The following is a 21,708-nucleotide window of genomic DNA, read 5'->3' on the forward strand; positions in this document are numbered from 1 at the left end:
CCGGATGAGCGCGGCCTTCTTGTAGCCTGCCTTCACCGCACTTTACGAAAGAAGGAGCATGACATGTTGTCTCCGGTTCGTGCAGCGTCAAATGGAAGCCTTTCCTCCCAGAGCCAGACCGCGGCCGTCAGTACCGATGGCCTGGTGCGCGCGGCCAGCGCCGTTGCTCCCGTGCATCAGATTCAGGGCGCCGATCTCAATTCTTCTGTTGCCGGCAAGCTCAGCATTCTTCTGCTAGCTGTCCGGGCGCGGATGGTCGACGCCCTTCTCGATGTGCTCAGTGCCACGAGCGAGGCGCTTGCGATCCCGCGCGAGGACGACGAAACCGACCTAGCCTTTGCCTCCCGCATGGCAGCTGCGATCGAGAAGCTGCCGCCGGCGAAGATCGAAAAAGTCGAGCGGCAGCTTGCGATGCAAGGCCACGCAGTTCCGCTTCGCCTGCTTGCAGAGGCGCTCCGGAACCCGGCTGGACCGGAGGCTGCCCGCATCGCCACCTATCTTGAAACGATCCGCGACAAGGATCGCGATCTCGCCGCCCGCGCCGTGGTTCGCTCCTACGGCCAGAACGACGCCTCGCCGACGCGCCAGGAACAGCGGACGGAAATTCGCATCCATCGGGACAATCTTGCTGGGACTGCGCAGGTACCTCTGCCGACAAAGCAGGAACCGGAATCTGCACGGCCGCAGACCGCACTGGTTGCCGCGGCCCATATCGATGGCGGCGACGAGCGGACCGAACTCATCAAGAACGATGCAGTCGCTGACGAGCCGATCGTCAATCCGACCGCCAAGGCGTCCGCCGAAGAAACGCTCGCGGAGCCTAATCAAGATGTGCAGGAGAGCGTGCCGCCCAGGCACGCCGCGGATCCGGCACGGGAAACCGTGCAAGCCGAGACCGCTCGGACAACGTCCAAGGGCGACCCGATCATTCCGAAGAGCTGGCCGGCGATATCAGCCTCGCTGTCGAACGATACCACGAAGCTGATCGTTACAATCATTCAGGACCAGGAAACAGAAGTGCTGCTGGAAGCCGCCGATCCCGATCCTGCGGTCGAGATCGATATCATCCTCGACGAAACGGTCCTCGCCGATCTGCCGGAGGAATTGACCACCCTGCCCGATCTACATCCATTGCCGGAGGGCATTGCGCGCCAATCGCCCCTCATCGCGGAACAGCCGGCAACCGAAGCGGCCGCAGCGGCTGCAAAAAGACACCCTGCCGCGGAACCGCCAGCACCCTTGACGGTGCAGCAGGCGATCGACGAGACCTATGCGCCGGTGCTCATGAAAATCGTCGAGGGCGTGCCGTACGCCACGCAGCCTTACGAGTTCTCGAAGGACGAGGCCGACGATAGTGGCGCCCACGCGATGTACCGCGAGGACCACAACGGCGGCGAGCCGTCGGAAGAGGAAGAGCGGCAGGGCGAGCCGTCGGACGACGACGAAACGGACATCCTGATGGACAGTGAGGCGGCTGCAGCGATTGCCGCCCGAGAAAGTCTGATCAAGGCCGGCACGCCGCCTCACCGCCCGGCGCCGGCCCTGCCAATCGCCGTGAGTGGCGACGAAGCCTATTCGCTCTACCGACGCAAGGTCGACTGGGAATAGCTCGCCATTGCAACGACAGTACAGAAACGAAGAACCCGCCGGATCGCTCCGGCGGGTTCTTTTGTTCTTCAAGCCTGCTGGCGATTATTCGCCGCCGCGGTTCTTCAGAGCCGCGCCGAGAATGTCGCCGAGCGAAGCGCCGCTGTCGGACGAACCGAACTGAGCAACAGCTTCCTTCTCTTCCGCGATTTCCAGAGCCTTGATGGACAGCATGATCTTGCGGTCCTTCTTGGAGAAGTTGGTGACGCGGGCGTCAACAACCTGGCCAACCGAGAAGCGTTCCGGACGCTGCTCGTCGCGATCGCGCGACAGGTCTGCGCGGCGGATGAACGACGTGATGTCTTCGTGGTCGACGAGCTTCACTTCGATGCCGCCGTCGTTGACTGCGATGACTTCGCAGGAAACGACTGCATTCTTGCGCAGGTCGCCCGAAGCTGCGGCTTCGCCGACAGCGTCCTTGCCGAGCTGCTTGATGCCGAGCGAGATGCGCTCCTTTTCGACGTCAACATCGAGAACGACCGCCTTAACGACGTCGCCCTTGTTGAACTCTTCGATGACCTGTTCGCCTGGACGGTTCCAGTCGAGGTCGGAGAGGTGCACCATGCCGTCAACATCGCCGTCGAGGCCGATGAACAGGCCGAATTCGGTCTTGTTCTTGACTTCGCCTTCGACTTCAGTGCCAGCCGGATGGTTGCGAGCGAATGCCGCCCACGGATTTTCCAGCGTCTGCTTGAGGCCGAGCGAAATACGGCGCTTGGACGGATCGACTTCGAGAACGACGACTTCGACTTCCTGGCTCGTGGACAGGATCTTGCCGGGGTGTACGTTCTTCTTGGTCCAGGACATTTCCGAAATGTGGATCAGGCCTTCGATGCCCGGCTCCAGCTCGACGAACGCACCGTAGTCGGTGATGTTCGTGACGGTACCGGAAATCTTCTTGCCTTCCGGATACTTGGCCTGGATGCCATCCCACGGATCCGACTCTAGCTGCTTCATGCCGAGCGAGATGCGGTGGGTTTCCTGGTTGATGCGGATGATCTGAACCTTGACCTGCTGGCCAATGGACAGGATTTCCGACGGATGGTTCACACGGCGCCATGCCATGTCGGTGACGTGCAGCAGGCCGTCAATGCCGCCGAGGTCAACGAACGCACCGTAATCGGTGATGTTCTTGACGACGCCGTCAACAACCTGGCCTTCTTCGAGGTTCTGAACGATTTCAGAACGCTGCTCGGCACGGGATTCTTCCAGAACCGTACGACGCGAAACGACGATGTTGCCGCGGCGCTTGTCCATCTTGAGGATTTCGAAGGGCTGCGGGTTGTGCATCAGCGGGGTAACGTCGCGGATCGGACGGATGTCGACCTGCGAACGCGGCAGGAAGGCAATCGCGCCGTCGAGGTCAACCGTGAAGCCGCCCTTGACCTGGTTGAAGATAACGCCTTCAACGCGCTCACCAGCTTCAAACTTGGCTTCGAGCTTGACCCAGCTTTCTTCGCGGCGAGCCTTCTCGCGCGACAGAACTGCTTCGCCAAGAGCGTTTTCGATGCGCTCGACGTAAACTTCGACTTCGTCGCCGACCTTGAGCGAGCCGTCCTTGGCCTTGGCGCCGAATTCCTTGAGTAGGATGCGACCTTCGACCTTGAGGCCGACGTCGACAACGGCAGAGTCCTTCTCGATTGCCGTTACGATGCCCTTGGTGACATAGCCTTCAGCCAGGTCGTGCTTGGCAAAGGATTCTTCGAGAAGGGCCGCGAAATCTTCGCGAGAGGGAGTAGCTACTGACATGTAATCTCCTGCATATCCGAATCCGGATACGTATGCGCCGGTTGGTTCGTGTTGAACGGGCCTGAACCCAGTCCGCTTCCTGTCGGGAAGCAATCCGGCGCTTGGACGGAATTTCAGGCTTAGTCTTCGGAAGCAGCCCAGGCAAAGCTTGGGCAAATCGCTCGAATTAGGTATTTCGGCTCAAAGCTGCATCGATGATCGATTTCGCAGCTTGAAACGCGGCCTCTATACTCATTTCCGACGTATCAAGCAAGTGCGCGTCTTCGGCTGGTTTCAAAGGGCTGTCGGCCCGTCCCATGTCGCGTTCGTCGCGGCGCTTGACGTCGTCGAAAATGGCATCGAAATCGGCAATTCCTCCCTTGCCTGTTATTTCGTCGTAGCGGCGTTTAGCCCGAACCTCGGGACTTGCCGTTACATAGAGCTTTACCGGCGCCGCCGGGCAGACGACGGTTCCGATATCACGGCCGTCGAGCACCGTTCCGGGCGCCATTTCAGAAAACCGCCGCTGCGCCTCCACCAGTGCACGCCGCACCGAAGGCATGACCGCGATCTTCGAGGCCGCCTCGCCAATCTCATGCTTCGAAAGTATATCGCGATCGAGACCGGCCAGTTCAACCTCGCGCGCCATCTTTTCTGCCACCGCCTCGTCGTCGAGCGTCAGGCCGGCATCGAGCAAAGCCTTTGCCGTCGCGCGGTAGGTCAGCCCCGTGTCGAGATGATGAAAGCCGTAGGTCTCCGCGATGCGGCGCGAGAGCGTTCCCTTTCCTGCGGCTGCGGGTCCATCGATGGCGATCGTAAACTGTTTGGAGCTCATCTGTCCGTTCATTTCTCCGCCAATCCGCCGTAGCGGCGGACGAGATCGACCATGTCTTCCCGACCGGACTCTTCACCGAGGCCGGCAACAACACCTTCGCGATCAGCAACCGGTCGGTTCTGGCTGACCTTCCACTTGCCTTCAATCGCTGCAATCTCGATTTCGACGCCGATGATGCCTTTCATCTGCGCGCGGATGAAATCATCAGGCGCATCACCCACTGCCCAAGGCCTGTCGCGTGGGCCTTCCTGTTGCGTGGTGATCGCGTTGATCTGCTGAAGCAGCCAGTCCGCGTCGTCGATGACACGGGCCCTGCCCCTGACCTGTACGATCGCGTAGTTCCAGGTCGGCACGACTTTACCGGTCTCCTGCTTCGTCTGGTACCAGGATGGCGTGATGTAGGCATCGGCGCCCTGGAAGACGGCGAGCACATCCGCGCCGGCGTCGATATCGCGCCACTGCGGATTGGCCTTGGCGAGGTGAAGGCGCAAGATCCCCTTTTCGGAGGCTGCGGCATCCAGATGGAAAGGGACCGAATTCGCCATCAAGCCGGAAGCACCCGCAGTGATCAGCATGCCGAGCGGATGTGCCCGGATCAAGGCGTGCTGGACACCCAAGTCTTCCTCACGAAAATGCGGCGGCTGGTACATTTCTCGCACCTATCCCGGCAGCCGGCCACGCGCCGATCTACCCTGCAAATGAACAATCGCCGGCTCACTATCACAAATGGCGGCGCCGGTCATCTGGCGCGCATGAGCGATGCATGAAGTTTGGCTTTGACATGCCGTGCTGCAACGATTATGGGGACCGGCTTATAAATTCCGAATAGAACGCCGGGTTTCACGGCATTTGCCGAATCTTGATTCGGCCATTCTCACGAGGCTAACAGTGGCGAAAGCTGAACTTGGAACGAAGCGTACCGATCCGGAAACCGGCAAGAAGTTCTACGACCTGAACCGGGATCCGATCGTTTCTCCCTATACGGGCAAGTCCTATCCGCTCTCCTTCTTCGAGGAAACCTCTGCTGCCGCAGCGGCTGAAGCCCAGGATGAAGAGGAAGTGGCAGAAGTCGATACCGAAAGCACGGAAGTCGAACTGGTGTCGCTCGAGGACGCAGAAGAAGGCGCATCCGGCGACGAGATTCCAGATATGGGTGATGACGACGTCGAAATCGAAGGCGACGACGACGACACCTTCCTCGAAGCCGACGAAGACGACGATGACGACGACATGAGCGACATCATCGGCGTCACCGGCGACGAAGACGAAGTCTGATCGGATTAAGTCTCGGCCCGGACGAGAAAATTTCGCCGGGCCGATTTTTTTGGCTTGCTATCTCCAAAAACCGGAAGTAAGAAGCCGCCACTCCGCGAGGCAAGCGCTTCGCGAAGCATCCCAGGACCGGCCTAGCCGGACCGCCTTGATGGGGCTATAGCTCAGCTGGGAGAGCGCTTGCATGGCATGCAAGAGGTCAGCGGTTCGATCCCGCTTAGCTCCACCAAATTTCTCCCGACACGAATAACACTGGCTGTTCGACGCGTTTGGAACCACTTTCGTCTTAACGGCTGTCGCGCCCGAGGACTGTTCGCTCGCGGTCATTTCCTCATACACTGCTTTGCCAATTTTTTAGCAACTGCGGGTATGTATGGTTCCGATGCCGACTGATCGGCAGCCTGGAGCCTTGGTTCAATGACACGAGAAAGACGGCGGCGCATCATACACACGCGCAGAACGACGACCGGCCTGGTGCTTGCCGGCGCGATTTCCTTTCTGGCGGGTATGACCGATGCGACCGGACTGGCGCTGACCGGTGATTTCGTGTCGTTCATGACGGGCAACACAACGCGCGCCGCCCTGTCGCTCGGCGGCGGCGATCTACGGCATGCGGCCATTCTACTCTCGGCGATCATGGTCTTCGTGCTTGGCAATGCGGCCGGGATCGTGATCGCGCATTTCGCGGACCGGCGCACCTTCGCCGTGCTTTCCTGCGTCAGCATCGCGCTGGCTACCGCCTCTCTCATGATGGGCGAGAGCGTGGCGATGCCGCGCTTCTATCTCATCGTCGCTTCGATGGGGATGGTGAACGCGGCCGTGGAGCAGATCGAGGGGCTGCCGATCGGGCTGACCTATGTGACCGGAGCGCTCTCGCGTTTTGGGCGTGGCCTTGGGCGCTGGATTATCGGCGACAAGCGATTGGAGTGGACGATCCAGATCGTACCGTGGGCCGGCATGTTTGCGGGCGCGGTGATGGGCGCGCTGCTCACACAGATCGCGGGTGCGGCGGCCCTGTGGGTGATTGCCGTCTTTGCGATGCTGGTTGCGCTCGCCTCTCTGCTCATACCCAAACGCCTGCAACGTCGGTTTAACGCCACGCCACGTTCGGAGGTACGCACGAAATGAAGTCGCAATAGAAGCCTATCGAATCAGATAGATGGCGGGCGGAAACCGCTGAAGGAAGACATCCTTGTTTCTCTTTTCAAAGCTCATCTGGATCTTCGGGCAGCCATTGTCGCTCGCTTTCCTTTTCGTCCTGTTTGCCCTGGTGACGGGCCTTGTCCGCTGGCGTGCGACAAGTCTCGTTTCCTCGGCGGTTGCGGGCCTGATTTTGTTCGTCACGCTCTACACCACCGTCGGCAACTACCTTCTGCAGGGTCTCGAGGATCGGTTTGTCAAACCGCAGGATCCGGCAAGCCTGCAGTGCATGATCGTCTTGGGCGGTGCATTCGAGAACGAGGTGAATACCGCCCGCCACGGAATAGAGCTCAATGCCGGGGCCGATCGCTTCGTCGAAGCGCTGCGCCTGGCGCAGAAATTTCCGCAGACGCGAATCCTGATTTCCGGCGGCGATGGGTCGATCTCCGGCATCTACGAAGGTGACGCGGCGATATCGGCGCGCTTCTTCCCGATGTTCGGCATTGGCCGAGACCGCCTGGTCGAAGAAACGACATCGCGCACGACCTTCGAAAACGCGATGAACACCAAGGAGCTTCTGGCAAGCCAAGGTCTTTCGAACTGCCTGCTGATCACCTCCGGCTACCATATGCCGCGATCGGTCGGCATCTTCCGTAAACTTGGAATCGACGTCGTGCCGTGGCCGACGGACTACCGCACTGACGGGCGAGAAAGCCTTGGCTTCGATTTCACGCAGCCGAGCCGGAATTCCCAGAACCTGGCAACGGCAATCCGCGAATGGTTCGGGCTCGTCGGCTACTACCTCGCCGGCCGCACTTCAGAGCTCTATCCGGGCTGAACTAGCTATTTCTTGGAGATCGTCACGAACTTGGTGCCGCGCACACGGGCTGTGACGACACAAGGCTCCTTCGCCTTGTCGGCATCCGGACGATCGCAGAAACGCGGGTGCATCTTCATTGCCAGCACCATGTTGCCGAAGCGCTTCACGAAGTCATAACCGTAGACCTGGGCGGTCGCGATCATGAAATAGCCACCCTCGGCGACCTGCAGATAGAAATTATAAGTGCAGCCGTCATCATTGCACTGCGGACCCTTCTCGCCGTCGCAGGTGAGCTCACCCTCGTTGACGACGGCGTCGATCAGACCGTCATTGTTGATATCCTGGCGGAGGACGAAGCCGTCCGAAAATTCCGCCTTGGTGCACTGCTCCTGAAAGTGCTTCTTCTCATAGACCTCCGGATCCGAGATAAGCGATTGCTGTGCGAAGGCCGCAACTGGGGCGACGAGTAGCGCGGCAAGGTTCAGAGCGATCAGGAGCGTTTTCACGAAGGGTTTCTCTTTTGGTCGAATAAGGACGCTGTTGGCCGGACAGTTTGCTTGATCCGGCTTGCGCCGCCCTTGCCGCCGTGATTCATATTCGAAAGATACGCGCCGGTTCTGGAGGACTGCATGCCGCTGTTCGTCTATGTGGATTATGCCGGCGTTGCGCTTTTTGCGGCAACAGGCGCGCTCGCGGCCTCGCGGAAACAGCTTGACCTGATCGGCTTCCTGTTCTTCTCCATCGTCACGGGGACGGGTGGCGGTACGGTGCGCGACATTGTCCTTGGCCGTGTGCCGGTGTTCTGGGTTCTGAACCCGACTTACGTCATCGTCTGCTGCGCCATCGGCGTCCTGGTGTTCTTTACCGCCCACCTCGTTGAATCGCGCTATCGCTTGCTGATCTGGCTCGATGCCGTAGGGCTGTCGGCTTACTGCGTGATGGGTGCCGCGAAGGGCCTCGCCGCCACGGGCTCGCCAACGATCGGCATCGTGACCGGGACGTTGACGGCGACCTTCGGTGGCATCCTGCGCGATCTACTGGCCAACGAGCCGTCCGTGCTGTTGCGGCCCGAAATCTACATCACGGCAGCACTGGTCGGCGGCGGCATATTTACGGCTGCGAACGCGCTCGACCTGCCGCTCTATGCGGCCTCTGCCGTCGGTGTCGTCGCGGCATTCTCAGTGCGCGGCGGCGCGCTCTATTTCGGTTGGACCTTTCCGACCTACAAGGCAAAGCCCGGCCGGCATCCTGACGATGTGATGTGAAATCAGCGCCGCTTCGCGCGCAGGCGGATCACGACGTCGACGTGGGCGATTTCCAGCCCTTCCGGCGGCTCCGGCAGATTGCCGATCGTCAGATTACTGACCGGGATATCCAGCACGTCGTTTTCGCCTTCGACGAAGAAGTGATGGTGGTCGGAGACGTTGGTGTCGAAATAGGTCTTGGCGCTTTCGACCGCGAGAACGCGGATCATCCCTGCTTCGGTAAACTGGTGCAGCGTGTTGTAGACGGTCGCCAGCGACACCGGCACTCCCGCCTGCACGGCCTCCTCGTGGAGTTCCTCGACCGTCAGGTGCCGATCGCCTTTGGCGAAAAGCAGGTCACCGAGCGCGACGCGCTGGCGCGTCGGACGAAGGCCGGCGTGTCTCAGCCGTGCCTCAATGGTAAGCGGGGCCTCTGCCACCATCCGACGAACTCCGGTTTAATCTAGCGTCAAGCAATCAGGTTTCATTAGCCATATAACTTTTGCGCAAAAGCGTTTCAATAGTTTCAATGGGGACAAAGAGTGCGAAAACGCCGCAAAATCGGGCTTTTGGCGCAATTAGTGCTGGCCGGGGGCTTGGCCTTCCTGTATGCGACCACCAAATAAGGCGCGCAGCCGGTCCTCCGGAGGTTGGATGAAGCTCAGTCATGCTTATGCTTCATTTTCCGCTGAACTTGGACTAAACGTTCACATCCATCGGCATAGTTGCGGGGGGAATTAGAGTTTTCATGGCGACGAAACAATCCAGCTTCAACTACGAGGAAATTCTGGCCTGCGGCCGCGGCGAACTGTTCGGTCCGGGCAACGCACAGCTTCCTCTCCCGCCGATGTTGATGGTTCATCGCATTACCGACATTTCCGAAACCGGTGGCGCCTTCGACAAGGGCTACATTCGCGCTGAATACGACGTGAAACCCGACGACTGGTATTTTCCCTGCCACTTCCAGGGTAACCCGATCATGCCCGGCTGCCTCGGCCTTGACGGCATGTGGCAGCTGACCGGCTTCTTCCTCGGCTGGCTGGGCGAGCCCGGTCGCGGCATGGCGCTTTCAACCGGCGAAGTGAAGTTCAAGGGCATGATCCGCCCGACCACGAAGCTGCTTGAGTACGGCATCGATTTCAAGCGCGTCATGCGCGGCCGCCTGGTTCTCGGCACCGCCGATGGCTGGCTGAAGGCCGACGGCGAAACCATCTACCAGGCAACCGACCTGCGCGTCGGCCTGTCCAAGGACAAAGAAGCCTGATTGCACCGGGCGTAGTTGCCCGGTTTCCAAGTTAGAAAAAACGAAAAGGTCGAAACACATGAGACGGGTAGTTGTTACGGGTCTGGGTGTTGTCTCCTCGATCGGCAATGATGCCGCCGAGGTCACTGCGTCGCTGCGCGACGCCAAGTCCGGCATTTCCTTCTCCAACGATTTTGCTGAGCACGGCTTCAAGTGCCAGGTCTGGGGTCGCCCCTCGCTTGATCCGACGGATCTGGTCGACCGCCGCGCCATGCGCTTCCTGAGTCAGGGCGGCGCCTGGAACCATGTGGCAATGAAGCAGGCGATCGCCGATTCCGGTCTGGAAGAGAGCGACATCAGCAACAACGAGCGCACCGGCATCATCATGGGCTCCGGCGGACCTTCGACGCGCACGCTGATCGAAGCTGCCGAGATCACCATCAAGAACAACAGCCCGAAGCGCATCGGCCCGTTTGCCGTGCCGAAGGCGATGTCCTCGACGGCATCGGCAACGCTCGCCACCTGGTTCAAGATCCACGGCGTCAACTACTCGATCTCGTCGGCCTGCTCGACCTCGGCACACTGCATCGGCAATGCCGCAGAGATGATCCAGTGGGGCAAGCAGGACGTGATGTTCGCTGGCGGCCACGAAGACCTTGACTGGACGATGTCGAACCTCTTCGATGCCATGGGCGCCATGTCCTCCAAGTACAACGAGACGCCGGCAACGGCGTCGCGTGCCTATGATGTCAGCCGCGACGGCTTTGTCATCGCCGGCGGCGCGGGCGTTCTCGTCCTGGAAGAACTGGAGCGTGCCAAGGCGCGCGGTGCAAAGATCTACGCTGAAATCGTCGGCTACGGCGCGACCTCGGATGGTTACGACATGGTCGCTCCGTCGGGCGAAGGCGCGATCCGCTGCATGCGCCAGGCGCTCGCGACGGTGAAGGGCGATGTCGACTACATCAACACGCACGGCACCTCGACCCCTGTTGGCGACAGCAAGGAAATCGGTGCAATCCGCGAAGTCTTCGGCGACAAGATCCCGCACATCCAGTCGACCAAGTCGCTGACGGGCCATTCGCTGGGCGCAGCCGGCGTGCAGGAATCGATCTACTCGCTGCTGATGATGCAGGCCGGGTTCATCGGCGAAAGCGCGCATATCACTGAGCTCGACCCTGAATTCGACGGCGTTCCGATCGTTCGCAAGCGCATCGACGATGCCAAGATCGACATTGCCCTTTCCAACTCCTTCGGCTTCGGCGGCACCAACGCCACGCTCGTCTTCCAGCGCTACAACGGATAATAATATGACGGGAATCATGCAGGGTAAGCGCGGCCTCATCATGGGTGTCGCGAACAACCATTCCATCGCCTGGGGAATTTCGAAGGCGCTGGCAGCACAGGGAGCGGAACTTGCCTTCACCTATCAGGGCGATGCTCTCGGCAAGCGTGTTAAGCCGCTGGCCGCCGAAGTCGGTTCAGAATTCGTTCTGCCGTGCGACGTCGAGGACATCGCCTCGGTCGACGCCACCGTCGATGCCATCAAGGAGCGCTGGGGCACACTGGACTTCGTCGTTCACGCCATCGGCTTTTCCGACAAGAACGAGCTGAAGGGCCTTTACGCCGACACCACGCGCGACAATTTCAGCCGCACGATGGTGATCTCCTGTTTCTCCTTCACCGAGATCGCCAAGCGCTGCGCGCCGCTCATGAATGCCGGCGGTTCGATGCTGACGCTGACCTACAATGGCTCGACGCGCGTCATCCCGAACTACAACGTCATGGGTGTTGCAAAGGCTGCTCTCGAGGCGTCGGTGCGTTATCTGGCTGCGGATTACGGGCCGAGCGGGATCCGCGTCAATGCGATCTCTGCTGGCCCGATCCGGACGCTTGCGGGCGCTGGCATTTCCGATGCACGCGCAATCCTCTCCTGGAACCAGCGGAACTCGCCGCTGCGCAAGACGGTGACGATCGATCAGGTCGGCAATTCCGCCCTTTATCTGCTGTCGGACCTGTCGGCAGGCGTTACCGGCGAAATCCATTTCGTAGATGCAGGCTTCAACATCACCTCGATGCCGACACTGGACGCACTGCGCACGGCAGACGTGGAATAAGGACCGAAGCCGGGCTTGGAAACGAGCCCGGCTTTTCCGAAACGCATCCCCTAGGGATGCGTGACCTGCCGCAGAATAGCAGCCGAATCTCTGGCGCCCCAGCGGGTCGCAATCTTTCCGTTTTCGACGACAAACCACTCCATCGCGGTGAGCTCGTAGCTCTTATCAGTCGGGTCGTGACCCACGAGACCGCGGAAGAAGCCGGAATAACGCCCGCTTTCCCGGTAGCGGACGACGACGTTCTTCCCCTCGGCGGCGATATCGAGGATCTCGAGGTTGATGTTCATCCCCTCGTGAAGCTCACGCCAGATAGGCTCGACCTCATCGAGACCGCCATATCCCAGAACACCGTAAATCCGCGCATCGGCGGCAAAAAGCTCGCGCAACGCCGCTATGTCGAAGCGGTTGAACGCCTCGACATAGGCCGTCACGAGTTGCTTGTTTGCTTCCGCATCCATAGCTCCCCCTCCCCTTTGGGCTGTTCCGCGGCTACTTCTTCGCCCACAGCACCTTGAAGCGCGCATTGCGGCAAGTTTCGCCGCTCTCCTTGAAGTTTGCTGCAAGCACCGGCTCGTAGGGCAATCCGCGATTGGCAACCAGCAAGAGACGCCCGCCTCCGCGCAGCGCTGAGGCAGCGGTCTTGATCATCGCCTGACCGAGTGACGGTTCCGCCGCATGTCCTTCATGGAAGGGCGGGTTCATGATGATGAGGTCGTACCTGTCCTTGACCGGTTCGCTCGCCAGGTCATGCCAGAAGAAGCGCGCCGGCACGTCGGGGCAGTTCTCCGCCATGTTGCCCTTGGCGGCTTCAAGAGTCGCGTGATTGGCCTCGTAGAGGTCGAGGCGACTGACACCCGGCGAGCGCTCCGCCAGTTCGACGGACAGATAACCCCAGCCGGCGCCAAAGTCGGCGACATCACCGGTGAAATCGGCAGGCAGACGCGAGGCGAGCAACTCCGAGCCATCATCGACGCGGTCGTGCGAGAACATGCCGGCCGCGGCCAGGAAACGGCCATCCACGCGCACGGACGGCTTGGAAAACTTGCTGACGACCTCACCAACGTCGGCCGGCCGTCCGAACCAGAGCGCCACGCCGTGATATTTCGGCATGTGTTCGATCTCGAGGCCGAAGCCCTCCATACGCTTACGGAGCGACTGGACGCCATCCTCCTTGCCGCCGGCGATGACGATCAGGCCGCCCACCTTCACGTGCTGAAGCGCGGCAGCGATATTCGCCTCGTTCTCGCCCTTGTGCTTGTTGCAGAGAACCAGCGCGGCATCGTAGTCCTCGCCTTCGATCTCAGGCGTGGTTTCGATCCGCTGCGAGAGGAGTTGCCTAAACAGCGGCCGGAAGCCCTGTACGGCGCTCAGCGAGGCGGCAAAGCCCTCCGGCAGGGCAAAGCCTGCCTCGGCGCCGAGGAAGAGCACACGCTCGCCCTCGCCGGGCGCTTCAACGGTACCGCTGGCAAAGGGATGGAACAGGGTCTTCAGGGTTTCGCGGCTCATGATCTCTTCTCGCCTTCGGATACAAAAAGGGCGCGGGAAAACTCCCACGCCCTCGAACGGTTTGAAAGGCGCGGCTTATTCAGCCGCTTCCTCCTTCTTCTTGTCGGACTTTTCGGCAGCCGGGAGTTCCTGGCCAGTTGCCTGGTCGACAACCTTCATCGACAGGCGGACCTTGCCACGCTCGTCGAAGCCGAGGAGCTTGACCCAGACCTTCTGGCCCTCCTTGACGACGTCCTGCGTCTTGGCAACGCGCTCGGATGCAAGCTGCGAGATGTGGACGAGGCCATCGCGGGCGCCGAAGAAGTTGACGAAGGCGCCGAAGTCGGCGGTCTTGACGACCGTGCCTTCGTAGATCTGGCCAACTTCCGGTTCAGCAACGATCGAGTGGATCCACTTGCGGGCCGCTTCGATTTCCTTGCCGGACGAGGACGCGATCTTGACCGTGCCGTCGTCTTCGATGTTGATCTTCGCGCCGGTCTTTTCGACGATTTCGCGGATGACCTTGCCGCCGGAGCCGATGACTTCGCGGATCTTGTCGACTGGAATGTTCATGACTTCGATGCGCGGTGCAAACTCGCCGAGCTGGCCACGGCTCTCGGTGATGGCCTTGGCCATTTCGCCGAGGATGTGGGCGCGGCCACCCTGAGCCTGGCCGAGAGCGACCTTCATGATCTCTTCGGTGATACCAGCGATCTTGATGTCCATCTGCAGCGAGGTGATGCCGTCTGCGGTACCCGCAACCTTGAAGTCCATGTCGCCGAGGTGGTCTTCGTCACCGAGGATGTCGGAGAGAACCGCGAAGCGGTCGCCTTCGAGGATCAGGCCCATGGCGATACCGGCAACCGGCTTGGCGAGCGGAACACCAGCGTCCATGAGTGCAAGCGATGTGCCGCAAACGGTCGCCATCGAGGACGAGCCATTCGATTCGGTGATCTCGGAGACGACGCGCAGGGTGTAAGGGAACTGCTCAGCAGACGGCAGCATCGGACGGATGGCGCGCCACGCGAGCTTGCCGTGACCGATTTCGCGGCGACCTGGGGAACCCATGCGGCCGGTTTCGCCAACCGAGTAGGGCGGGAAGTTGTAATGGAGCAGGAAGCGCTCCTTGTACATGCCCGTCAGGCTGTCGACGTACTGCTCGTCTTCGCCGGTGCCGAGCGTGGCAACGACGATCGCCTGCGTTTCACCGCGGGTGAAGAGCGCCGAACCGTGAGTGCGCGGCAGGAGGCCGACTTCCGAGACGATCGGACGAACGGTTTCGAGGTCGCGGCCGTCGATACGGCTCTTGGTGTCGAGGATGTTCCAACGAACGATCTTCGCCTGCAGGTGCTTGAAGATCGCGCCGACTTCTTCGGCCGTGTACTTGGCTTCGCCTTCTTCCGGCAGGAAGTGTGCCTTGACCTTCGCCTTGACGGCGTCGACGGCAGCGTAGCGTTCAGCCTTCTGCGTGTTCTTGTAGGCGGTGCGAAGCTCGGCTTCGAAATGCTTCAGCATCTCGCCTTCGAGTTCGGAGTAGTCTTCCGGCTGGAAGTCACGCGGTTCCTTGGCAGCCACTTCAGCGAGCTTGATGATCGCATCGAGGACCGGCTGGAAGCCCCGGTGGCCGAACATGACGGCGCCGAGCATGACTTCTTCATTAAGTTCCTTGGCTTCGGATTCAACCATCAGAACGGCGTCGTGCGTACCTGCTACAACGAGGTCGAGGATCGACTCTTCCATCTCGTCGAGATGCGGGTTCAGAACGTATTCGCCGTTGATGTAGCCGACGCGGGCGCCACCGACCGGGCCCATGAAGGGAACGCCCGACAGCGTCAGAGCTGCCGACGCAGCAACCATCGACAGGACGTCGGGGTTGTTTTCAAGGTCATGCTGGATGACGGTGACGACGACCTGCGTGTCGTTCTTGTAGCCTTCCGGGAAGAGCGGACGGATCGGGCGGTCGATCAGGCGGGAAACGAGGGTTTCGTTTTCCGACGGACGGCCTTCGCGCTTGAAGTAGCCGCCGGGGATCTTGCCGGCTGCGTAGGTCTTTTCCTGGTAGTTGACGGTCAGCGGGAAGAAGTCCTGGCCCGGCTTCGGCGCCTTGGCGGAAACGACGGTGGCGAGAACCACGGTTTCGCCGTAGGTCGCGAGAACGGCACCGTCAGCCTGACGGGCGATCTTGCCGGTCTCGAGCTTCAGCGGGCGGCCTGCCCACTCGATTTCCACACTATGAGTATCGAACATATGTCTTGTCCTTCAATGCGGGAACATGCGCCTCGCCTTCCAAGGCACGGTGCACGGTCAACCGCAATCGGTGTGACGCATCATGGGCAAGACAACGGGAGGCTTTACATTCATCGGTCCACAAGAGACCGGGCCAAAGCTTGTGAGGCTCTGGCCAAAAGCATCCGGCAATCCTGCCCCATGACAGGTCAACGGTTGGTTTAGCAGAACCGGCCCATCCGGGTCTGCCGGGCAATTCGCCACGCGTGGCGGGATGGGGAAGTCTCTCCCCGAAAAAATCCGGCGGGCGTCCCAAGGGGAACGCCCGCCGAAAAAAGCCTTAGCGGCGGATACCCAGGCTGGTGATCAGCTTGGTGTAACGGCCTTCGTTCTTCTTCTTGAGGTAGTCAAGAAGCGAGCGGCGGCTGGAAACCATCGTCAGCAGACCACGTCGGGAATGGTTATCCTTCTTGTGGTCCTTGAAGTGGCCGGTCAGGTTGTTGATACGCTCGGTCAGGATGGCAACTTGAACTTCCGGAGAACCGGTGTCGCCTTCGAACGTTGCGTATTCCTTGATCAGAGCCGTCTTGCGCTCAGCAGTAATCGACATCGGATGTTCCTTTCTATGAGAGGAGATTAGGTCGCCAAAAGCCGGGATGTCGTCCAGCTTCGGCCGCGAATGCATCCGGGCAGAGCCCGATTGCTGGCGCTGCGTATAAACCAAATGCGCTGCAATTGAAAGAGGCATGCCGCAGATGGCCGATTCGTCACTTTCCAGCTATGGCATCGCGGATCATGGCATTGTAGCCCTCTGGATCCTGCAGCATGGCGAAGTGGCTTGCGTCCTTGAGGATCACCAGCTTCGAACCTGGAATTTGTTTGGCCATCATCTCGGTATGGTCGAGCTTGATTGCCTCGTCGTGGTCGCCGATCGTCAAGGTGACGGGTACCTTGATCTTGCCGAGGTCGTCGGCTGTCCAGGCAGGCTGGCTTCCCCACATCGCGGAGATCTGGGTGACGAAAGCATCATACTCGTTCGGCGTCGGCGACAGCTTCTTGTAGGTCTCGCCGGCCGCATCGATGTAACCGCTGAAGGTCTTGTTGGTCATGACGTCGGCTTTGACGCCGTCCGTCGTCACATTCGCCGCCTGCGCGATCACGCGCGTCAGCTTCTCCGGGTTCTTCATCGCCATGTCGATGCCGATGATGCCGCCATCAGACCAGCCGACCAGGGTCACCTTGTTTAGCTTCAGATAATCGAGCAGAGCGACATAGTCGGAAGTCATCAGATCATACCCGAACGGCTGCTCGCTGCGCGTCGAGCGGCCATGCCCGCGGCTGTCGGCGACGATCACCAAATGATCCTTGGCAAACTCGGCCACTTGATAGCCCCAGACATCGGCGCTGCCGAGTCCGCCGTGGATGAACAGCATCGGCTCACCCTCGCCGTATTCGGCGTAGTACATCTTGATGTCGTTGACGGGGGCCATGCCGCTCGTCTTTGCGGTCGGCATTGGCGGGAAGGCTGGCAACGTTGCCCAGCGCTCCGAGGAATAAGCGTTGGCGGCTATCAAAACCGCCGAGAAGAACATCAGGATGCCGGCTGCAAGTCTGCGCATAACTGTCTCCCTGATCTGAAGGACCCGACGGCCCAGATCAGGGAAACATATCCCAATGCCGAACATTGACAATTGCTATCTGTGGTTTGGCCGACCCACCGCAAAACCGGAGGTTTAACGACCCTCAGCCAAAGACCCGCTTTGGGCGGAACTCGCCCTGACCGATCTCGCCGATCGCGATCAGCTTGCCGCGGGACGTCGCATAGGCTTCGCTTTCGGCAACCGGCGCATCGCGACCCCGCACGAGGATCGGATTGCCCATCTTCAAACGATGCGCCTGGTCGTCATTGACAACGAGGTGCGGCAGTGAGGAGAGCGCTTCGCTGGTGTCGATCAGCAGGGCATCCAGCGCTGCAAGCCGTTCGTCCGCGTCTTCGACTGCCTCGATCGCGACGAGATCGGCAAGTGGTATCATGGTCTCTTCGGCAAAGGGCGCGACAAAGCTGCGACGCAGGCCGGAGATATGGCCATAGCAGCCGAGCTCGCGGCCGAAATCGCGCGCCAGCGCACGCACATAGGTACCCTTGCCGCATTCGACTTCGAAATGCGCCGTATTGGCATCCTGGCAGGACAGCAGCGTCAGGCGGAAGATCTCGACTTCGCGAGAGGGGATTTCCACTGCCTCACCGTCGCGCGCCAGATCGTAGGCGCGCTCGCCTGATATCTTGATGGCGGAAAACTGCGGCGGAACCTGGCTGATCACACCTGTGTACTTCGGCAGGAGGTCGCGGATCTGCTGTTCGCTCGGGCGCTTGTCGGAGCTCTGCGTTACATCGCCCTCAAGATCGTCGGTTGCGCGCTCCTCGCCCCAGGTCACGGTGAATTCGTAGATCTTGCGACCGTCCATCACGTAGGGAACGGTCTTTGTCGCATCGCCAAGGGCGATTGGCAGCATGCCCGAGGCCAGCGGGTCAAGCGTGCCGGCGTGACCGCATTTCTGCGCCTTGAACAGCCATTTGATCTTGGAAACGGCTTCGGTGGAGCCGAAATCGACCGGCTTATCAAGGATCAGCCAACCCGAGATCGGGCGGCCCTTCGGTTTACGTGGTTTGGACATCAGTCTCTTCTACTAATCTTCTTCGGTATCGCCGTGATCGAGATCGCGGCTCACCTCAGGCGAGCGCAGCAACTCGTCGATCTTCTTGTAATTGTCGAAGCTCGTATCGTCGCGGAAGCGGACCTCCGGCATGTACTTCATCTGCCGAAGCTGGGACCCGAGGCGGCCGCGAATGTATTTTGCATTGCGGTTCAGCGCGCCAATCACCGCATCATGATCCGTCACACCAAGTGGCGTCACATAGGCCGTCGCGATCTTCAGATCGGGCGACATGCGGACTTCGGAGATGGAAATGACGGTCTTCTCGATCACGTCATCGCGCACTTCGCCGCGCTGCAGAACCTGCGTGATCGCGGCGCGAACCTGCTCGCCGACGCGCAGCATGCGCTGCGAAGGTGCGGAGGTTGTTGGTCTTGTTGCCATTTTTCTTTGCCTCAAAAGGTTCGGGCGCCGGCCTCAGTTGATCCGGCGCCCGTCCAAATTTCCAATATCACACGATCAGAGCGTACGGGTGATGTGCTCGACGCGGAAGCACTCGATCGTGTCGCCGGCGCGGATGTCTTCGTAATTCTCGAAAGCCATACCGCATTCCTGGCCGGAATGCACTTCCGAGACTTCATCCTTGAAGCGCTTGAGCGTCTTGAGCTTGCCTTCGTGGATGACGACGTGGTCGCGGACGAGGCGAACGCCGACACCACGTTCGACCTTGCCTTCGGTAACGCGGCAACCCGCGACCTTGCCGACCTTCGTGATGTTGAACACCTCGAGGATCTCGGCATTGCCGAGGAAGGTTTCGCGACGCTCTGGCGACAGCAGGCCCGACATCGCTGCCTTCACGTCATCCACCAGATCGTAGATGATGTTGTAGTAGCGGATTTCGATGCCCTGGCGCTCTGCCAGCGTACGAGCCTGTGCGTTCGCACGGACGTTGAAGCCGATGATCGCGGCGCCAGACGCCTCGGCAAGCGAGATATCCGATTCCGTCACACCGCCGACAGCCGAGTGAACGATGCGGGCACGAACTTCGTCCGTACCGAGCTTTTCGAGTGCGCCGGCGATCGCTTCAATCGAACCCTGCACGTCGCCCTTGATGACCAGCGGGAACTCCTTGACGCCTGCAGACTGCAGCTGCGTCATCATCTGTTCCAGCGAGCCGCGCTGGCCCGAATGGCGGGCGGCAGCCTTGTCGCGAGCGAGGCGCTGACGATATTCCGAGATCTCGCGGGCGCGGCTTTCGTTTTCGACGACGGCGAACTTGTCACCTGCCTGCGGCGTGCCGGAAAGGCCGAGCACCTCGACCGGCATGGCCGGCGGGGCTTCCTTGACATGATCGCCCTTGTCGGTGACGAGGGCGCGGACACGACCCCAGACATCGCCGGCAACGATGATCTGGCCGGGCTTAAGCGTACCGTTCTGAACCAGAACGGTGGCAACCGAACCACGGCCGCGGTCGAGCTGGGCTTCGATGACCGTGCCTTCCGCGGTGCGGTTCGGGTTGGCCTTGAGGTCCAGGATTTCGGCCTGCAGCAGGATGGCTTCCAGCAGCTTGTCGAGGTTCAGGCCCGTCTTGGCGGAAACTTCGACGTCAAGAACTTCACCGCCCATCGATTCCACGAAGACTTCGTGCTGCAGGAGTTGCGTGCGCACCTTCTGCGGATCGGCGGTCGGCTTGTCGACCTTGTTGATCGCCACGATGATCGGAACACCAGCGGCCTTGGCGTGGTTGATCGATTCAATCGTCTGCGGCATGACGCTGTCGTCAGCGGCGACGACCAGGATCGCAATGTCGGTCGCCTGCGCACCACGGGCACGCATCGCCGTGAAGGCGGCGTGGCCGGGGGTGTCGATGAAGGTGATCTTCTGACCGTTCTGCTCGACCTGATAGGCGCCGATATGCTGCGTGATGCCGCCAGCTTCGCCGGCAACCACGTTGGCATGGCGGATGGCGTCGAGCAACGAGGTCTTGCCGTGGTCAACGTGGCCCATGATGGTCACAACAGGCGGACGCGAAACGCGATCGCCCTCTTCGTCGGCAACGTTGAAGATACCGAGTTCGACGTCGGATTCCGAAACGCGCTTGACGGTGTGGCCGAATTCGCCGGCGATGAGTTCAGCGAGGTCGGCGTCGATGACGTCGCCCGGCTTCATCATCTGGCCTTCCTTCATCAGGTACTTGATAACGTCGACCGCACGTTCGGACATGCGCTGCGACAGTTCCTGGATGGTGATGGTCTCCGGCAGGATGACTTCGCGAACAACCTTTTCGCGGGTTTCCTGCATCTGGCTGCGGCGGAACTTTTCCTGGCGGCGGCGCATGGCGGCCATGGAACGGCCACGTGCCGTGCCATCTTCGTCGACGCCGGCAGTACCGATCGTCAGCTTCCCGCGGCGACGTTCGTCGTCGGTCTTTGGACGTGTCGTCACCGGCTTTGCCGGTTCCGGGCGTACGACGCGACCACGAGCGGGTACGCCGCGCGGGGCGCCGCGGTCCTCATCTTCGCTGTCACGGCGACGAGCGCCCGGCGCTGCGGCCGCGGCCGGAGACGGCCTCGCGGGAGCCGCGGACGGCGCCGCATCGGGGCGGCGTGCGGGCGGAGTCTGGGCCTGAACACGCGGCGCTTCAGTGCGCGCCTCGACCGCAGCGGGTGCGGGAGTTGCAACGGCCGTGGCAGCTTCGGCAACGCGCTGAGCCTCTTCGGCAGCGCGACGCTTAGCCTCTTCGGCTTCCGCGGCCTGGCGCACAGCCTCTTCGGCGGCGCGGCGCTTTTCTTCCTCGGCGCGGCGAACCGCATCCTCGGCATCGCGAACTTGTGCCATGGCAAGCGCGCGCCGGCGGGCATCCATTTCTTCCGGCGAGAGGTGGTTCAAGACTACCGGACGCGGACGATCCTGCTGGCGCGGCTGCGAAGACGGCTGCTGCGGACGTGACTGCTGGCCACCGGACGGATGAATGCGTGGGGCAGGGGCCTGCGGTGCGCGCGGCTGATGCGCGACCGGGACCGGCTCGGCGGCACGGGCGGGCGCCGCCGCAGTGCCCGGCGTAATCGGGCGCTCGTCTTCCGGACGCATCGGACGCCGCTTGCGGGTCTCGACAACGACCGCCTTGGTGCGGCCGCGGCCCATATCCTGGCGCACGGTGCCCTGGCTCATGCCCGACGGCTTCAGGGTCAGAGTCTTCTTGCCCGGTCCGTTCAGTGTCTTGTCGTCATTGCTATCGGTCATTCGTTCCCGTTCCTTCGGACAGGGAGCGATGACGTCATCAGGCCCTGTCAATCAAA

At 61.0% G+C, this 21,708-nt stretch carries 21 protein-coding genes and 1 tRNA gene; 9 read left to right on the plus strand and 13 right to left on the minus strand.

Annotated elements, in window-relative coordinates:
- The first annotated feature begins 63 nt into the window (after positions 1-63).
- On the plus strand, positions 64-1,608 hold the full coding sequence (locus tag IB248_RS08205) for a hypothetical protein (RefSeq protein WP_192240691.1): 1,545 nt from the start codon (positions 64-66) through the stop codon (positions 1,606-1,608).
- A gap of 84 nt (positions 1,609-1,692) precedes the next feature.
- Here IB248_RS08205 and rpsA read toward each other — a convergent pair whose 3' ends face one another.
- The 3 genes from rpsA to IB248_RS08220 form a co-directional block, all read right to left on the minus strand.
- A complete protein-coding gene (gene rpsA / locus IB248_RS08210) occupies positions 1,693-3,396 on the minus strand; it encodes a 30S ribosomal protein S1 (RefSeq protein WP_018855368.1) in 1,704 nt (567 codons plus the stop codon).
- 166 nt (positions 3,397-3,562) lie between these two features.
- Positions 3,563-4,210: a (d)CMP kinase gene (gene cmk / locus IB248_RS08215; protein WP_169679523.1), complete on the minus strand. Its 648-nt coding sequence runs from the start codon at positions 4,208-4,210 to the stop codon at positions 3,563-3,565.
- An 8-nt stretch (positions 4,211-4,218) separates the two neighbouring features.
- Positions 4,219-4,860, minus strand: coding sequence for an FMN-binding negative transcriptional regulator (locus tag IB248_RS08220; protein WP_113162079.1), 642 nt, complete (start codon positions 4,858-4,860; stop codon positions 4,219-4,221).
- Positions 4,861-5,098: 238 nt separating this feature from the next.
- Here IB248_RS08220 and IB248_RS08225 point away from each other — a divergent pair, with 238 nt between their 5' ends.
- The 4 genes from IB248_RS08225 to IB248_RS08240 all read left to right on the plus strand — a co-directional run bounded on the left by IB248_RS08225 (position 5,099) and on the right by IB248_RS08240 (position 7,460).
- A complete protein-coding gene (locus tag IB248_RS08225; RefSeq protein ID WP_169679525.1) occupies positions 5,099-5,485 on the plus strand; it encodes a TIGR02300 family protein in 387 nt (128 codons plus the stop codon).
- A 150-nt stretch (positions 5,486-5,635) separates the two neighbouring features.
- Positions 5,636-5,711, plus strand: a tRNA-Ala gene (locus IB248_RS08230).
- 188 nt (positions 5,712-5,899) lie between these two features.
- Positions 5,900-6,610 carry a YoaK family protein gene (locus IB248_RS08235; RefSeq protein ID WP_192240692.1) on the plus strand — a complete coding sequence of 237 codons (711 nt, stop codon included), beginning with the start codon at positions 5,900-5,902 and terminating at the stop codon, positions 6,608-6,610.
- Positions 6,611-6,674: 64 nt separating this feature from the next.
- Positions 6,675-7,460, plus strand: coding sequence for a YdcF family protein (locus IB248_RS08240; RefSeq protein WP_192240693.1), 786 nt, complete (start codon positions 6,675-6,677; stop codon positions 7,458-7,460).
- A 5-nt stretch (positions 7,461-7,465) separates the two neighbouring features.
- Here IB248_RS08240 and IB248_RS08245 read toward each other — a convergent pair whose 3' ends face one another.
- On the minus strand, positions 7,466-7,948 hold the full coding sequence (locus tag IB248_RS08245) for a hypothetical protein (protein ID WP_018855374.1): 483 nt from the start codon (positions 7,946-7,948) through the stop codon (positions 7,466-7,468).
- Between the two features lie 123 nt (positions 7,949-8,071).
- Here IB248_RS08245 and IB248_RS08250 point away from each other — a divergent pair, with 123 nt between their 5' ends.
- Positions 8,072-8,707 carry a trimeric intracellular cation channel family protein gene (locus tag IB248_RS08250; RefSeq protein WP_025659736.1) on the plus strand — a complete coding sequence of 212 codons (636 nt, stop codon included), beginning with the start codon at positions 8,072-8,074 and terminating at the stop codon, positions 8,705-8,707.
- A 2-nt stretch (positions 8,708-8,709) separates the two neighbouring features.
- Here the strand turns inward: IB248_RS08250 and irrA are convergent, their stop codons facing one another.
- On the minus strand, positions 8,710-9,129 hold the full coding sequence (irrA, locus tag IB248_RS08255; protein WP_018855376.1) for an iron response transcriptional regulator IrrA: 420 nt from the start codon (positions 9,127-9,129) through the stop codon (positions 8,710-8,712).
- A 305-nt stretch (positions 9,130-9,434) separates the two neighbouring features.
- On the opposite strand from irrA, the gene fabA reads away from it, so the two are divergent.
- From fabA to fabI, 3 genes are read left to right on the plus strand one after another with little or no spacing between them, the layout of a single operon-like run.
- Positions 9,435-9,950: a 3-hydroxyacyl-[acyl-carrier-protein] dehydratase FabA gene (fabA, locus tag IB248_RS08260; RefSeq protein ID WP_016552232.1), complete on the plus strand. Its 516-nt coding sequence runs from the start codon at positions 9,435-9,437 to the stop codon at positions 9,948-9,950.
- Between the two features lie 58 nt (positions 9,951-10,008).
- Positions 10,009-11,232, plus strand: a complete 1,224-nt coding sequence (gene fabB, locus IB248_RS08265) for a beta-ketoacyl-ACP synthase I (protein WP_018855377.1) — start codon at positions 10,009-10,011, stop codon at positions 11,230-11,232.
- Between the two features lie 4 nt (positions 11,233-11,236).
- Positions 11,237-12,043 (plus strand): enoyl-ACP reductase FabI, encoded by an 807-nt coding sequence (gene fabI / locus IB248_RS08270; protein ID WP_025659735.1) that lies wholly within the window; start codon positions 11,237-11,239, stop codon positions 12,041-12,043.
- A gap of 50 nt (positions 12,044-12,093) precedes the next feature.
- Here fabI and IB248_RS08275 read toward each other — a convergent pair whose 3' ends face one another.
- The 8 genes from IB248_RS08275 to infB form a co-directional block, all read right to left on the minus strand.
- Positions 12,094-12,501 (minus strand): nuclear transport factor 2 family protein, encoded by a 408-nt coding sequence (locus tag IB248_RS08275; protein WP_192240694.1) that lies wholly within the window; start codon positions 12,499-12,501, stop codon positions 12,094-12,096.
- Positions 12,502-12,532: 31 nt separating this feature from the next.
- Positions 12,533-13,549: a class I SAM-dependent methyltransferase gene (locus IB248_RS08280; protein ID WP_112666343.1), complete on the minus strand. Its 1,017-nt coding sequence runs from the start codon at positions 13,547-13,549 to the stop codon at positions 12,533-12,535.
- 75 nt (positions 13,550-13,624) lie between these two features.
- Positions 13,625-15,775, minus strand: coding sequence for a polyribonucleotide nucleotidyltransferase (pnp, locus tag IB248_RS08285; RefSeq protein WP_018855381.1), 2,151 nt, complete (start codon positions 15,773-15,775; stop codon positions 13,625-13,627).
- 319 nt (positions 15,776-16,094) lie between these two features.
- A complete protein-coding gene (gene rpsO / locus IB248_RS08290; protein WP_025659731.1) occupies positions 16,095-16,364 on the minus strand; it encodes a 30S ribosomal protein S15 in 270 nt (89 codons plus the stop codon).
- Between the two features lie 157 nt (positions 16,365-16,521).
- Complete coding sequence (locus IB248_RS08295) at positions 16,522-17,373, minus strand: alpha/beta hydrolase (RefSeq protein WP_169679533.1); 852 nt, start codon at positions 17,371-17,373, stop codon at positions 16,522-16,524.
- A gap of 124 nt (positions 17,374-17,497) precedes the next feature.
- Positions 17,498-18,430, minus strand: coding sequence for a tRNA pseudouridine(55) synthase TruB (gene truB, locus IB248_RS08300; RefSeq protein WP_018855384.1), 933 nt, complete (start codon positions 18,428-18,430; stop codon positions 17,498-17,500).
- A gap of 12 nt (positions 18,431-18,442) precedes the next feature.
- Positions 18,443-18,853, minus strand: coding sequence for a 30S ribosome-binding factor RbfA (gene rbfA, locus IB248_RS08305; protein ID WP_169679535.1), 411 nt, complete (start codon positions 18,851-18,853; stop codon positions 18,443-18,445).
- Positions 18,854-18,928: 75 nt separating this feature from the next.
- Entirely contained in the window at positions 18,929-21,652 is a 2,724-nt protein-coding gene (gene infB, locus IB248_RS08310; protein ID WP_169679537.1) for a translation initiation factor IF-2, read from the minus strand.
- Between the last annotated feature and the right edge of the window lie 56 nt (positions 21,653-21,708).

This window comes from Rhizobium sp. RHZ01, assembly GCF_014851595.1.
In the GTDB taxonomy this organism is placed as follows: domain Bacteria; phylum Pseudomonadota; class Alphaproteobacteria; order Rhizobiales; family Rhizobiaceae; genus Rhizobium; species Rhizobium altiplani.

What these genes read in the sequence shown, in the direction of transcription:
- IB248_RS08205 (WP_192240691.1), top strand. Translation starts at nt 64, where the DNA reads ATGTTGTCTCCGGTTCGTGCAGCGTCAAATGGAAGCCTTTCCTCCCAG.
- rpsA (WP_018855368.1), bottom strand. Translation starts at nt 3,396, where the DNA reads ATGTCAGTAGCTACTCCCTCTCGCGAAGATTTCGCGGCCCTTCTCGAA.
- cmk (WP_169679523.1), bottom strand. Translation starts at nt 4,210, where the DNA reads ATGAGCTCCAAACAGTTTACGATCGCCATCGATGGACCCGCAGCCGCA.
- IB248_RS08220 (WP_113162079.1), bottom strand. Translation starts at nt 4,860, where the DNA reads ATGTACCAGCCGCCGCATTTTCGTGAGGAAGACTTGGGTGTCCAGCAC.
- IB248_RS08235 (WP_192240692.1), top strand. Translation starts at nt 5,900, where the DNA reads ATGACACGAGAAAGACGGCGGCGCATCATACACACGCGCAGAACGACG.
- IB248_RS08250 (WP_025659736.1), top strand. Translation starts at nt 8,072, where the DNA reads ATGCCGCTGTTCGTCTATGTGGATTATGCCGGCGTTGCGCTTTTTGCG.
- irrA (WP_018855376.1), bottom strand. Translation starts at nt 9,129, where the DNA reads ATGGTGGCAGAGGCCCCGCTTACCATTGAGGCACGGCTGAGACACGCC.
- fabA (WP_016552232.1), top strand. Translation starts at nt 9,435, where the DNA reads ATGGCGACGAAACAATCCAGCTTCAACTACGAGGAAATTCTGGCCTGC.
- fabB (WP_018855377.1), top strand. Translation starts at nt 10,009, where the DNA reads ATGAGACGGGTAGTTGTTACGGGTCTGGGTGTTGTCTCCTCGATCGGC.
- fabI (WP_025659735.1), top strand. Translation starts at nt 11,237, where the DNA reads ATGACGGGAATCATGCAGGGTAAGCGCGGCCTCATCATGGGTGTCGCG.
- IB248_RS08275 (WP_192240694.1), bottom strand. Translation starts at nt 12,501, where the DNA reads ATGGATGCGGAAGCAAACAAGCAACTCGTGACGGCCTATGTCGAGGCG.
- IB248_RS08280 (WP_112666343.1), bottom strand. Translation starts at nt 13,549, where the DNA reads ATGAGCCGCGAAACCCTGAAGACCCTGTTCCATCCCTTTGCCAGCGGT.
- pnp (WP_018855381.1), bottom strand. Translation starts at nt 15,775, where the DNA reads ATGTTCGATACTCATAGTGTGGAAATCGAGTGGGCAGGCCGCCCGCTG.
- rpsO (WP_025659731.1), bottom strand. Translation starts at nt 16,364, where the DNA reads ATGTCGATTACTGCTGAGCGCAAGACGGCTCTGATCAAGGAATACGCA.
- IB248_RS08295 (WP_169679533.1), bottom strand. Translation starts at nt 17,373, where the DNA reads ATGCGCAGACTTGCAGCCGGCATCCTGATGTTCTTCTCGGCGGTTTTG.
- truB (WP_018855384.1), bottom strand. Translation starts at nt 18,430, where the DNA reads ATGTCCAAACCACGTAAACCGAAGGGCCGCCCGATCTCGGGTTGGCTG.
- rbfA (WP_169679535.1), bottom strand. Translation starts at nt 18,853, where the DNA reads ATGGCAACAAGACCAACAACCTCCGCACCTTCGCAGCGCATGCTGCGC.
- infB (WP_169679537.1), bottom strand. Translation starts at nt 21,652, where the DNA reads ATGACCGATAGCAATGACGACAAGACACTGAACGGACCGGGCAAGAAG.